This is a genomic window from Erythrobacter sp. RANMB8, from assembly GCF_056848235.1.
Genome location: NZ_JBREHG010000009.1, coordinates 1 through 12851 on the forward strand (window position 1 = coordinate 1; position 12851 = coordinate 12851).

Genomic DNA, 12851 nt, shown 5'->3' on the forward strand with positions numbered 1-12851 from the left:
TCTGCGGTTCGCGCCAGCGAACCCCCGAACAATCAGGCGGCCTCGCTTGTATCCGCGAGGTCGCCGATGCCCGGCACGATGATGCTGCGCTCGCCGCCGAATTCCTCGCGCAGCACGATCAGGCCTGCCCGTTCGAGGTGATCGAGCAGGCGGCGGATGCGGCTGGGGGATGAACTGCCGTAAAGGCGCGCCAGCTCGTCCTCGCCCGGCATGGGTTCATCCAGCACGCTCGCCACCAGCAGCGCGAGATAGGGGGCGAGCACATCGTCCTCGACCCCGGCGATCATCGCCTCGACGCGTGCGCGCACCGTGCCTTCGAGCCGCTCCAGCCCGCCGACCTCGCAGGCGAACAACCGGCGGAAGCGCGCCATGTCGATATGCGCGCTCGCCACCCCGCGCTGGCGGCAGCGGATCGCGAAATCGCGGAACAGCGATGTGACCGGCACGAAGGTCGCGCCGTCGCTGGCGGCAAGTTCGCGGATCACGCCGGCGATGCTGGCGTCACCCTGTGGCGCAGGGGCTGGTGAGCGTTCGGCGGGCGCCTCGGCGAGCGTCGGCGCCGGTTCCGGATTTGCACCGGCAAGGGCAGCGGCAGGGGCCGGTGCGGGCGCAGCTGGTTTGGGGGGCGGTGGCGGCGGAGCCATGGCGGCGGTGGCGGCGCTGAGCGCCCGCTCGATCTCGGCTGCGGAGCGGACAGGGGAGCTGGCGAGCGGCTGGGCGGGCAAGCTGGCGGCTTCGGCCAACCGGTCGGTCAGCAGCGCCTCCATCGCTTCGACCGGCGCTTGCGGAAGCGGCATCAGCCCCTGCGCCGCGCCGCGTCCCGCGCTGCGCACCGGCCCGACATTGACCGCCACCGGACGCCGGCTGATCGCGGGGCCAAGGCCGAGAAACTGCCCGCGTTGCAGATCGCGGATGCGCTCGGCCTGCCGCCGGTCCATCCCCAGCAGATCGGCGGCGCGCTGCATGTCGATATCCAGAAAGGTGCGGCCCATCAGGAAGTTCGACGCCTCGGCCGCGACATTCTTGGCGAGCTTGGCGAGGCGCTGCGTCGCGACAATCCCCGCAAGGCCCCGCTTGCGTCCGCGGCACATCAGGTTGGTCATCGCCGACAGGGTCAGGCGGCGGGTGTCATCGCTGATCTCGCCCGCGACGGCGGGGGCGAACATCTGCGCCTCGTCCACCACCACCAGCGCGGGATACCAGTGTTCGCGCGGGGCATCGAACAGCGCGGTCAGGAACAGCGCGGCGCAGCGGATCTGCTGTTCGACCTCCAGTTCATCCAGCGCCAGAACCACCGAGGCACGGTGCTGCCGCACGCGCGCGGCCAGCGCCTCGATCTCGCGGGGGGAATAGGCCGCGCCGTCGATCACCACATGGCCGAAATGGTCGGCGAGGGTGACGAAATCGCCCTCCGGGTCGATCACCACCTGCTGCACCTGCCCGGCGCATTCTTCCAGCAGGCGGCGCAGCAGGTGCGATTTGCCCGATCCGGAATTGCCCTGCACCAGCAGGCGGGTCGCCAGCAGTTCCTCGATATCGATGGCGATGGCGTGCCCGCTGGTGTCCCGGCCGATGTCGATGGTTGCGCTCACCCCGCCGGATTAGGCACCCCCGCCGCCCCCGCAAAGGTGCAGGGGAGGCTTTTCAACGGTTAGGTGGCCGCATCGGCAAGCGCCTGCGCGGTCTTGTAATCGGGCTTGCCATTGTTGAGCCGCAGCGATTGCGAGGTGATCACGTAAAGGCGCGGGATCTTGTATCCGGCGAGGCCTGCGCGGGCATGGGCATCGAGCGCTGCCTCATCGACCTCGCCTTCGGGCTGCACCACCGCCACCACCTTCCGCCCGAAGCGCGGATCGGGCAGGCTGACCACCCGCACGTCATGCACCGCCGGATGTTCCAGCAGCACCGCCTCGACCTCTTCGGGGAAGACCTTTTCGCCGCCGGTGTTGATGCACATGTTGTCGCGCCCGATGAATTCCAGCGTCCCGTCTACCGCCCAGCGCGCGCGGTCGCCGGTCATCAGCCAGCGCTGGCCGCCGATCACGGGAAAGGTCGCCGCGTTCTTTTCATCCTCGCCGAGATAGCCCAATGGCAGCGGGCCGGTGCGCGCAACGATGCCGACGCCTTCGCTGCCGGGCGGGATTTCATTGAAGCCCTCGTCAAACAGTTTCGTCTCGCGGCCGGGGAGCGGCTGGAACTTGCCTCCGCCGCTGCTGCCTTGCGCGGTGGTGATGACAATGCCGGTGCCCGAGCTTTCCGAGGAGCCGAGCGCGTCGACGATCATCAGCGAAGGGTGGTGGGCGATCAGCCGCGCCTTGAGCGCGGGCGAGAACACCGCGCCCGAGGAGGTGATGCTCCGAAGCGAGGCCAGCACGGTGCTGGCATCACCCCGCGCATCCAGCCGGTCAGCCAGCGGCAGCGCGAAGGCATCGCCGACGATGAAGATGCCCCGCGCCCCGATCCGCGCCACCTCGTCCAGCGCCGCGTCAGCGTCAAACTTCGGCGCGGGCAGCAGCGCCAGCGTGCCGCCTTTCAGCAGGTGGATCACCGCGGTGAACTGCCCCGCGCCGTGCATCAGGGGGGAGAGCAGCAGCAATGGCGAGGTGCTGGCGGGATGATCGGGAGCGATGCGGGCGGCCTCGGCCACCTGTTCGGCAAGGCTGCCCGCCACCAGCGGCGGGGTGCCGGGCGGGCGCTGCCACACCCCGATATTGAACGCCTGCCACGCCTGATCCATCGGCCACATCACCGCCTTTGGCATCCCCGTGGTGCCGCCGGTGGCGGTGAGGAACAGCGCCTCCGGATCATCGTGGATCGCGAAATCGGCGGGCAGGGCCGTATCGCACAGCGCGGCCCATTCGCCGCTGCCGACATCCACGGTCAGCGTGCCCTGCGGCATGGCTTCGCGGGCGATGGCGGCAAAATCACTCTCTGTGAACAGCGCCTTCAGCCCGAAGCGGGTGAAGATATCCGCAAGCTCCCGCGCCTTGTAGTGATAGTTCACATTGACCGGCACCACGCCTGCTTTCACGCAGCCGAAATAGGCCAGCAGGTAATCGGGGGTGTTGCGCAGCATCTGCCCGGCGATGTCTCCGGGTGCGAGGCCGCGGGCGCGCAGGCCGGCGGCGATCCGGTCGGTGACGGCGTCGAGATCGCCCCAGCTGACGATGCGCGTCCCGTGCACCAGCGCGGGCCGATCCGCCGGAATCGCTGCCGCCAGCGCCTTCAGCACCACCCCGAAATTCGCCCCGGCAAAACCCATCAACGCATCTTCTCCTTTGTCACTTTCGCTAGCCCCCGTTCCCGCCACTTTCCCCTAGGTAAATGGAGAGGACAAACGCGAAAATTGCGTTAGTCTCCCGAATCAGAAAACAAACAGAGGAGCAAGGCACGGCAATGGCTAGCAATGTTGTCGAACTGCGGACGCCGCAAGGGCGCGAATCGCTGGAGCAGCTGCTCGAACAGGTCACCATCACCTGCCCCGAAGACATCCACGATGCCGCGGTCAACCTCGCCCGCATCGCGCGCGAGCGGGGGATGCAGGTCGCGGTGTGCGACGACATTTCCTCGAAAGAACCGATGGTCGATGCCGATGGCACGATCCTCAACGCCGATATCTTCCGCTGGCTGGATGACGGGGCGCGCTGGTGGGAAGATCACCGGCTGGCGCTGCATTCGCCGCTGCCGCGTGCCTGCCGCTATGAAAGCGAGCCGTTTTGGGTCAACCGCCACGGGTTCAACACCCGCTGGCGCAACCACTATCTCGCTGAAATCGACATGAACGATTTCGAAAAGCGCGCCCTGTGCAAGGCGGCGATCGTGATCCCGGTGCACCTGCCGTTCGGGCAGATTTCGGCCAGCAGCTTCATCTCGATGGACAAGGACAAGGAAGACCTGTCAGCCGAATTCGCCGAATATGGCGCGCTGTTCGCGATGGTGACGCGCTGCTTTGTGGCAGGCTACGTGCAGGCCAACCGCACCAAGCGGCGCATCCCTTCGGACTGCGTGCTGTCCAAGCGCGAGGTCGAATGCCTGCGCTGGGCCGCGATCGGCAAGACCGACAAGGAAATCAGCATGATCCTTGACCGCAGCCACGCCACGATCCGTTACCACATCCACCGTGCAGGCGAAAAACTGGACAGCGTGAACCGCGCCCAGACGATCTTCAAGGCCGGGCAGCTGGGGTATCTGGGGGCGTCTGATTAGTTTCGAGGGCGCCTCCGCACCCTCCTCCTCGGTGCTGTTTCAAGCCCTGCAGGCTTGAGCACCTGCGGCTCGCGCGCGTGCGCTCGCGATCGCTGCGCGACCGAGATCAGCGCGATAATCTCCCCTCCCGCTTGCGGGAGGGGTCGGGGGTGGGCCTGTGACGGGCGCCCACCCCGCTGCGACTAGGCGGCAAGCCGCCAAGTCTCGCTCCCCTCCCGCAAGCGGGAGGGGCTCATCTCAACCCAACCTCCTCAGCGGCTCGCTGCCGTCCCAGCCGATCCCCGCGGCCTTGATCATCCCGAACAGGTCCGGGCCGTCCTTGGCCTGCTGGAGAATCTCCACCAGCGTCCCCGGCCCGCCGCCCGCATCGACATAGATGGCCTTGCTGGTGCCGAAGGTGCCTTCGATCATCACCTCCGCTCCTTCAGCCTCGCACACGGCGCGGGCGTGGTCGATGTCGTCGACCAGAATGCACACGTGGTGCAGCCCGTTGCCGGTGGAGCCATACTCGCCGCGATAGATCGAAGGGTGTTCATCGCGCGGGCGGATCAGTTCGATCTGCATGTCGCCCCAGTAGGCCAGCGCCAGATCGAACACGGCATCGGTGGGCTGGCCCCGATACCTCATGCCTTCCAGGTGGATGCCCTCGATGATGAAGAACGGGCCGACGCCCATCACTTCGGTCCAGTGCCTGACCGCCGCGTCGAAATCCTCCGGCACGAAGGCCAGCTGCATGATATCGCCCAGCGCGGCGATCTTGCCCTTCAAAGCCATGTTCCTCTCCAATCCGATAGTGTGCCCTGCGCCGGAACCTGTGTGATATTCTCCGCCGGAGACACTGCATAAAGTGCGAGGACGGAACGGCTGCGATGAACGAGATCAAGGATATTGCCCGCGAGGACCGCTGCCCGGGGATCAGCTATACCGACATGCTGAACGGGGACACCCGCCGTCCGCCCGATTACCTGTTCGAGGAATCGCATATCGAAATGGGTGACGATCCGCTGCCGGTCGCACCCTATATCTCCGAGGAATTCGCCCGTCTCGAACGCGAGAAAATGTGGCCCAACGTCTGGCTGTTCGCCGCGCGCGAGGATGAAATGCCCGATGCGGGCGATTCCGTGGTGTTCGACATTGCCGGCAAGAGCTTCCTTCTGATCCGCCAGAAGGACGGCAGCGTGCGCGCCTTCTACAACGCCTGTCTCCACCGCGGGCGCAAGCTGCGCACCGAAAGCGGGCCTTCGGTGCAGCTGCGCTGCCCGTTCCACGGCTTCACCTGGCGCAATGACGGCAGCCTCAAGGAAATCCCCTGTTCGTGGGATTTCAAGCATCTCGAAGGCAAGAACATGGACCTGCCCGAAGCCCGCGTGGAGCTGTGGCAGGGTTTCGTGATGCTGACCGAGAACCACGCCCTGCCCGATTTCAAGACCTGGCTTGGCCCGGCAGCGTCGCATTACGAACGCTATGACTTTGCCAACCGCTACACGGGCATGTGGGTGCAGAAGAAGATTCCGGCCAACTGGAAGGCCACCGCCGAGGCCTTCATGGAGGCCTGGCATTCGATCACCACGCACCCGCAGCTGCTCGCCTTCCTCGGCGATGCCAACACCCGGTATGATCTGATCGGCGATCACTTCAACCGCGCCATCACCCCTTCGGGCGTGCTCAGCCCGCACATGAAGGGCAAGAATTCGGACTATGTGCTGGAGAAGATGAACGAGTTTTCCGGCGGTCAGGATGCGCGCACCAACCGGCGCTTTTCGGCGAGCGAGGGGACCGACGACAGCTACGACGCCAATGATCCGCTGGGTGCCCGCAAGATCCTCGCCGAAGCGGGGCGCAAGGGTTTTGCCGAGCAATATGGCTATGACTATTCCGAGGCCTCGGACACCGAGATCCTCGACAATTTCACCTACAACATCTTCCCCAACTTCGCGCCGTGGATCGGCTTCCTGCCGACGCTGGTGTACCGCTGGTTGCCGGGCGACACGCCGGACTGGTGCATCATGGAAATCCGCCTGCTGTTCCCCACCCCCAAGGGTCAGGAACGCCCGCGTGCGGTGCCGATGACCTATATCCCGGATGACGAACCCTTCGCCTGGGCCAACGACATCATGGGCCCGCAGCTGGCCAATGTGTTCGATCAGGACATGGCGAACCTGCCTTACGTGCAGGAAGGGATGAAGGCGATGAAGGACGGGCTGATGGAGCTCGGCCATTATCAGGACAGCCGCGTGCGGCACTTCCAGACGACGCTGATGAAATATGTGACCGGGGAACTTCCGGCGGCCTCGTAACGCCATTCGTCCTTGCGAGGAGCGAAGCGACGCGGCAATCCATGGATTACCCTCGCGCCAAGAGCGACAGTCAGTCCATGGATTGCTTCGCCTGCGGCTCGCAATGACGAGATTTTGAAACAGGCATGACCTTCTCCTTCGACCTTCATGGGCGCACCGCGCTCGTCACCGGCGCATCATCGGGGCTTGGCACCCGCTTCGGGCGCATCCTTGCCGCGAACGGCGCGCATGTGGCGCTGGGCGCACGGCGGGCGGACCGGCTACAGGCGCTCGCCGCCGAAATCGGGCCAAGGGCAGCCGCAGTGCAGATGGATGTCGCGCGCGAGGCCGACATCATCGCCGGGTTCGACGCGGCAGAGGCGGCCTTCGGCGGCCCGGTCGACACGGTGATCGCCAATGCCGGGGTGGACGGTGCCGGGATGGCGACGACCATCTCCGAAGAGGAGATCGAACAGACCCTTGCGATCAACCTCAAGGGGGCCATCCTGACCGCGCGCGAGGGGGCGAAGCGGATGCTGGCGCAGGGCGTCACGCGGGGGCGCATCGTGCTGATCGCCTCGATCACCGCCTTCGAGCCTTCGCCCGGCCTTGTTGCCTATGCCGCCAGCAAGGCGGGCGTGGTGCAGGCGGGACGCACGCTGGCGCGCGAATGGGCGCGCAGCGGGATCAACGTCAACACCGTCTCCCCCGGCTATATCCGCACCGCGATCAATGATGCCTGGTTCGATACCGAATCCGGCAAGAAGCAGATCGCCCGCTTCCCCAAGCGCCGCTTGATGGGCGAGGAGGGGCTGGACGCGATGATCCTGTTCCTGTGTTCGGACGCCAGCGAGTTCGTTACCGGCACGGACTTTGTGCTGGATGACGGGCAGACGCTTTAGAGCACTTCCCGCTCCATCCGGCCGCGCGCTGTTGCATGGTGGCCCTTCGCCTCCACCAGCGTCGCGCAATCGCCCAGCAACATCGGCGGCATGTTGACATAGACGTTCTCGAAGCTGCCCGGCGCGATGCGGTAGGTTTCGTGATAGATGCCGACCGTGCCGTCATTGCCGATCTTGCGGTTGAAATCGGCCCATGCGGGCAGGTGCCGGAGATCCCGCGCCTTGGCATAGGCTTCGAGCTGTTCGAAGGATCGCCAGTACTGGACCAGCACGATGGTGCGCCCGAACCACGTCTTGCCGCCCATGAAGCCGAGTTCGGGGCGGATCGAAAGCTCGCGGATCATTTCCGCCATCGCCCGGATCAGCGGCACCCAGCGGTGCACCATCCACACGCGGTTGATCCGCATGCCGATGATGAACACCACGAATTCCTCGTCCGCCACGGCCGTCCAGCGGCCCTCCAGAATATGTGTCATTGCGACCCCCCAGCTCCGGCGGCTGTCCCGCCCGGTGTTATGCCCAAAGCCGCGCCGACCTTTTCCAGCGCCAGCGCGGTGAATGCCTCGCGCGTGCCCGGCGCCAGATCGAGCGTGCGGATCGCGTCGGTCTGGAGCAGGCTGACCACGCCGTGCAGGCTCGACCATGCGAACAGCGCGTCGCGATCGGTGATGCTGCCTTGCTGCGGCGCGCCCTGTTCGATCCGCAGCCGGGCAATGCCTTCGCGCAGCACGCCAAAGGCATCGCGGGCGCCCTGCATCATGGCGGGATGGGCGGCAGGATCGGGCAGGGCGCCGCCGAACATCAGGCGATATTGCAGCGGTCTGGCCAGCGCGAACCCGGCATAGGCCATGCCCATCGCCAGCAGATCGGCGGCGGCAGAATCGCTGCGCGGCGGGCGGCGCAGTGCGGCGGCAAATTCGGCAAAGGCACCGCGCACAATCTCGGCCAGCAGATGATCGCGGCTGGCGAAATGGCGATAGGGCGCCTGATGCGACACGCCAAGCCTGCGGGCGACTTCGCGCAGGCTCAGCTTTTCGACCCCGGTGGCGCTGATGATCGCCAGCGCTTCGGCCAGACACGCCTCGCGCAGGTCGAGCCCCGCATGGGCGGCGCTGCGGGCCATCATGGCCGCACCGCCCGAAACACGAAAAGCCCGCTGTAAAACATTTGCTTGCCCAATGTTGACAGTGTCAACAAATGCGGCAAGCTGTCACCAGAGTCAACTGCCGCACCAACCCCTGAGGACGATGATGACAGACCGGCCCGAAGCCAGCATTCCCTGCCGCGCCGCAAAGCCTGCCGATCGCGCCTGGGCCATCGCGACGCTGGCCGAGGCGTTCCGCAACGAACCGGCCTTGTGCCACATCGTGCCCGATCCTGCCGCCCGCAGGCGCGCGCTGCTGCGCATGTTCGCCATCGTGTTCGACGAGGACAGCCGCGCCGGCTGCCTGATGATGACCCCTGCGGCCGAGGCTGTGACCGCATGGCGCAGCCCCGCACGGATGGGCGAGGGGCGGTGGGAGGCGATCCGCACGCGGCTGCCCTATCTGCTGGCCTTCGGCCCGGCGATCGGCCGTGCGGCAGAGGTGGGCGCGCTGATCAAGGCGAACCTGCCTGATGAACCGTGCTGGTATCTCCACTATGCCGGATGCCATTCGCTCTACCGCGGCAAGGGCTATGGCGGGGCCGCGATCCGCGCCGGACTGGCGCTGGCCGATGCCGATGGTGCCAAGGCGTGGCTCGAAACGGCGGATGAAGGCAATATCGCGATCTATCGCGCGCTCGGGTTCGAAGTGGTGCGCAGCTGGCAGGTGCCGGACGGGCCGACCTTCTGGGGCATGATGCGCCCGGCGCGTTAGCGCTCAACTCTCCGCCGGAGCCTTGCTGTCGTGCGCCACCACGCGGTTGCGCCCTGCCTGCTTGGCGCGATACATCGCGGCATCGGCGTCGCTGATGCACTGGTGCAGCGTGCAATCCGGTGCCCAGCCCGCCACCCCGAACGATCCCGAAATGACCAGATCCTGCGGCCATGCAGGATCGGCGAGGCCCGTGAGGCCTTGGCGCAATCTTTCGGCAATGGCGACCGCGACCGGCACCGGACAATCGGGCAGCAGCAGCAGGAATTCCTCTCCGCCCCAGCGCGCCACCGCGCCATCGCCGCGGCCCAGCACATCGCCGGGCGATACGCTGCCAAGGATCAGCTGCGCCGATCGTTGCAACACATTATCGCCGGTGGCGTGGCCGTGGCGGTCGTTGATCGCTTTGAAATGATCGAGATCGATCAGGATCAGGCTCATCGGGGCAGCGCCTGCCCGGCTGCGTGCGGCGTTGGCAAAGGCTTCGAAAGCGCGGCGGTTGAACAGCCCGGTCAGGCTGTCGCGGCTGGCGAGATATTCGGCCCGCTCCAGCGCCTGCGCCAGTTCCTGCGCCAGATATTCCTTTTCCAGCTGGGTGCGGATCAGGGCGCGGTCCTGTGTGTGCACGGCCTTGGCCATGGCCCACATCCCCGGTCCTAGACCGATCGTGGCGATCAGCGGGATCGGGCCGATCGCGCCCAGATAGAAAACCGTCTGCGGCAGCAGGAAGCCGATTACACCCGCGATGAAATGCATGAAGGTCGCCCACCGCGTCGCCAGCACCATGCTGGTGATCGCGACCGAGGCGATGATGATCACGCACACGAAGGTCGATGCGATGCTGGTGCCCAGCGTCGGGGTGACCGGCAGCATCAGCCCGGCCCACAGCCCGCCAAGGCAGAAGGTCTGGATATTGTAGCGCCGCCACAGCGCGGTTTCGGCGGGCGGGCTGGGCGTGGTGCGCAATTGCCGTACGGATGCGAACATCGTCAGCAGGCAGGCGATGATCAGCACGATCATGGCTGCGGTCGGGCGCCAGTCGGGAAGGTCCAGTGCGCACAGCCCGATCAGCAGCAGCGGCAGCAGGTTGACCGTCTGCCACTGGATGATGCCGTTCAGGAAATAGGTTTGCGACAGGTGCTCGACCTGCGCCTCCAATGCGTCACCCGGCCCGCCCGCCACGGGCAGCGGCAGATCGCGATGGGACACCATCATGTTCATCGGGAGGCATCGCAGGCTGGCATGACGGCTGCGAAAGCTAGCAGGAAATGGTTAAATTCTGTTTCCCGCAGGTGGGGATGCAAAAAACCCCGGCGGGGTGAGCCGCCGGGGTTTCCTGTTCTGGTGCCTTGGGGCTGGGCCGACTCCGGCGGAGCCGGAGTCGTCAGACGGGGCGCGGGCGCCCCGCTGGCCGGCCTGCGGCGTGGACGGGTCAGCTTGCGCTGACCCTCCCGCCTTAGGTCAGAACCCCATGCCGCCCATGTCGGGCATGGCTGGGGCGGCCGGCTTGTCGTCCGGACGCTCGACGATCGCCGCTTCGGTGGTGATCAGCAGGCCGGCGACCGAAGCCGCATCCTGCAGCGCGGTGCGCACGACCTTGGTCGGGTCGATCACGCCGGCCTTCACCAGGTTTTCGTAGGTGTCGGTGGCAGCGTTGAAGCCCTGCGTTTCGTCATTCTCGCGCAGCAGGTTGCCCGCAACGACCGCGCCATCGTGGCCGGCGTTCTGGGCGATCTGCTTGATCGGGGCGGTGATCGCCTTGCGGATGATGTCGATGCCGCGGGTCTGGTCTTCGTTCGCGCCCTTCAGCCCTTCGAGAGCCTTGGTGGCGTAGAGCAGCGCGGTGCCGCCGCCCGGAACGATGCCTTCCTCAACCGCAGCGCGGGTCGCGTGGAGAGCGTCGTCAACGCGGTCCTTGCGCTCCTTCACTTCGACTTCGGTTGCACCGCCAACCTTGATCACGGCCACGCCGCCAGCGAGCTTGGCAAGACGTTCCTGCAGCTTCTCGCGGTCGTAATCGGACGAGGTGTTGTCGATCTGGGTGCGGATCTCGGCGACGCGCGCCTTGATGTCGTCAGCCGAACCGGCGCCATCGACGATGGTGGTGTTGTCCTTGTCGATCGAGACCTTCTTGGCCTGGCCGAGCATGCCGACGGTGACGTTCTCCAGCTTGATGCCGAGGTCTTCGCTGATCATCTCGCCCTTGGTGAGGATCGCGATGTCCTGCAGCATCGCCTTGCGACGATCGCCGAAGCCCGGAGCCTTGACCGCCGCAACCTTGAGGCCGCCGCGCAGCTTGTTGACCACGAGGGTCGCCAGCGCTTCGCCTTCGATGTCTTCCGCGATGATCAGCAGCGGACGGCCCGACTGCACCACGGCTTCGAGGATCGGCAGCATCGACTGGAGGTTCGACAGCTTCTTCTCGTGGATCAGGATGTAGGGGTTATCCAGTTCCACGGTCATCTTGTCGGGGTTGGTGATGAAGTAGGGGCTGAGGTAGCCGCGATCGAACTGCATGCCTTCGACGACATCCAATTCGAATTCGAGGCCCTTGGCTTCCTCGACGGTGATCACGCCTTCCTTGCCGACCTTTTCCATCGCTTCGGCGATCTTCTCGCCGACTTCACGGTCGCCGTTGGCCGAGATGATGCCGACCTGCGCGATTTCGCTGCTGTCCGACACGTCCTTCGAACGGGCCTTGAGGTTCTCGACCACGGCGAGCACGGCCTGATCGATGCCGCGCTTCAGATCCATCGGGTTCATCCCGGCCGCGACCGACTTCATGCCTTCGGTCACGATCGCCTGGGCGAGCACGGTGGCGGTGGTGGTGCCGTCACCGGCAGCATCGTTCGCCTTCGAGGCCACTTCGCGCAGCATCTGCGCGCCCATGTTCTCGTACTTGTCCTTGAGCTCGATTTCCTTGGCGACGCTGACGCCGTCCTTGGTGATGCGCGGCGCGCCGAAGCTCTTGTCGATGACGACGTTGCGGCCCTTGGGGCCGAGCGTCACCTTGACGGCGTTGGCGAGGATATCGACGCCGCGCAGAATGCCTTCGCGGGCTTCGCGGCCGAACTTTACGTCCTTGGCAGCCATGATTGTTTCTCCTGTTTCTCGTCATCCCGGCGAGAGCCGGGATCGCTTGCGGCCCGGTGCGGGCCATCGAATGTTCAACTGGACTTCACGAGACCCTGACTTTCGTCAGGGTGTCCGTGCTTGGCTGATGGATCAGCCAAGCACTCCCATGATGTCGCTTTCCTTCATGATCAGCAGGTCTTCGCCGTTGATCTTGACTTCGGTGCCCGACCACTTGCCGAACAGCACGCGGTCGCCGACCTTGACGTCCATCGGGATGCGGTCGCCGTCGTCGTCACGGGCGCCTTCGCCGACAGCGACGACTTCGCCTTCGCTCGGCTTTTCCTGGGCGCTGTCGGGGATGATGATGCCGCCAGCGGTCTTCTGGTCGGCTTCGATGCGACGGACCACAACGCGGTCGTGCAGCGGACGAAATGCCATGATGATGACCTTTCCTTGATTGGATGAGATGTCTTGGCACTCTCCCACCGAGAGTGCCAACGCGGCGCATTTGGTCGTGGGCGGCGAATGAATCAAGG

At 65.8% G+C, this 12851-nt stretch carries 12 protein-coding genes; 4 read left to right on the top strand and 8 right to left on the bottom strand.

Annotated elements, in window-relative coordinates; genetic code table 11:
* Window positions 1–32 precede the first annotated feature (32 nt).
* Together ACU0AG_RS11115 and ACU0AG_RS11120 are read right to left on the bottom strand one after the other, a co-directional pair.
* Window positions 33–1592 carry a helicase HerA domain-containing protein gene (locus ACU0AG_RS11115; protein ID WP_482782350.1) on the bottom strand — a complete coding sequence of 520 codons (1560 nt, stop codon included), beginning with the start codon at window positions 1590–1592 and terminating at the stop codon, window positions 33–35.
* A 59-nt stretch (window positions 1593–1651) separates the two neighbouring features.
* Window positions 1652–3262 (bottom strand): AMP-binding protein, encoded by a 1611-nt coding sequence (locus ACU0AG_RS11120; RefSeq protein WP_482782351.1) that lies wholly within the window; start codon window positions 3260–3262, stop codon window positions 1652–1654.
* Between the two features lie 134 nt (window positions 3263–3396).
* On the opposite strand from ACU0AG_RS11120, the gene ACU0AG_RS11125 reads away from it, so the two are divergent.
* Entirely contained in the window at window positions 3397–4206 is an 810-nt protein-coding gene (locus ACU0AG_RS11125) for a helix-turn-helix transcriptional regulator (RefSeq protein ID WP_482782352.1), read from the top strand.
* Window positions 4207–4443: 237 nt separating this feature from the next.
* Here ACU0AG_RS11125 and ACU0AG_RS11130 read toward each other — a convergent pair whose 3' ends face one another.
* Entirely contained in the window at window positions 4444–4980 is a 537-nt protein-coding gene (locus tag ACU0AG_RS11130) for a VOC family protein (protein WP_482782353.1), read from the bottom strand.
* A gap of 95 nt (window positions 4981–5075) precedes the next feature.
* Here ACU0AG_RS11130 and ACU0AG_RS11135 point away from each other — a divergent pair, with 95 nt between their 5' ends.
* Window positions 5076–6503: an aromatic ring-hydroxylating oxygenase subunit alpha gene (locus ACU0AG_RS11135; RefSeq protein ID WP_482782354.1), complete on the top strand. Its 1428-nt coding sequence runs from the start codon at window positions 5076–5078 to the stop codon at window positions 6501–6503.
* Between the two features lie 125 nt (window positions 6504–6628).
* Complete coding sequence (locus tag ACU0AG_RS11140; protein ID WP_482782355.1) at window positions 6629–7384, top strand: SDR family NAD(P)-dependent oxidoreductase; 756 nt, start codon at window positions 6629–6631, stop codon at window positions 7382–7384.
* On the opposite strand, the gene ACU0AG_RS11145 is transcribed toward ACU0AG_RS11140, so the two are convergent.
* Both ACU0AG_RS11145 and ACU0AG_RS11150 read right to left on the bottom strand, forming a co-directional pair.
* Window positions 7381–7860 carry a DUF4188 domain-containing protein gene (locus ACU0AG_RS11145; RefSeq protein WP_482782356.1) on the bottom strand — a complete coding sequence of 160 codons (480 nt, stop codon included), beginning with the start codon at window positions 7858–7860 and terminating at the stop codon, window positions 7381–7383. The two genes, ACU0AG_RS11140 and ACU0AG_RS11145, sit on opposite strands and share 4 nt — an antisense overlap.
* Window positions 7857–8510 (bottom strand): TetR/AcrR family transcriptional regulator, encoded by a 654-nt coding sequence (locus tag ACU0AG_RS11150; RefSeq protein ID WP_482782357.1) that lies wholly within the window; start codon window positions 8508–8510, stop codon window positions 7857–7859. Before ACU0AG_RS11150 ends, ACU0AG_RS11145 begins: the two co-directional genes overlap by 4 nt.
* A 124-nt stretch (window positions 8511–8634) precedes the next feature.
* Here ACU0AG_RS11150 and ACU0AG_RS11155 point away from each other — a divergent pair, with 124 nt between their 5' ends.
* Complete coding sequence (locus ACU0AG_RS11155; RefSeq protein ID WP_482782358.1) at window positions 8635–9243, top strand: GNAT family N-acetyltransferase; 609 nt, start codon at window positions 8635–8637, stop codon at window positions 9241–9243.
* Window positions 9244–9246: 3 nt separating this feature from the next.
* Here ACU0AG_RS11155 and ACU0AG_RS11160 read toward each other — a convergent pair whose 3' ends face one another.
* The 3 genes from ACU0AG_RS11160 to groES all read right to left on the bottom strand — a co-directional run bounded on the left by ACU0AG_RS11160 (window position 9247) and on the right by groES (window position 12753).
* Window positions 9247–10455: a GGDEF domain-containing protein gene (locus ACU0AG_RS11160; RefSeq protein WP_482782359.1), complete on the bottom strand. Its 1209-nt coding sequence runs from the start codon at window positions 10453–10455 to the stop codon at window positions 9247–9249.
* A 246-nt stretch (window positions 10456–10701) separates the two neighbouring features.
* Window positions 10702–12333 (bottom strand): chaperonin GroEL, encoded by a 1632-nt coding sequence (groL, locus tag ACU0AG_RS11165; protein ID WP_482782360.1) that lies wholly within the window; start codon window positions 12331–12333, stop codon window positions 10702–10704.
* 132 nt (window positions 12334–12465) lie between these two features.
* On the bottom strand, window positions 12466–12753 hold the full coding sequence (gene groES / locus ACU0AG_RS11170; protein ID WP_482782361.1) for a co-chaperone GroES: 288 nt from the start codon (window positions 12751–12753) through the stop codon (window positions 12466–12468).
* Window positions 12754–12851: the final 98 nt, after the last annotated feature.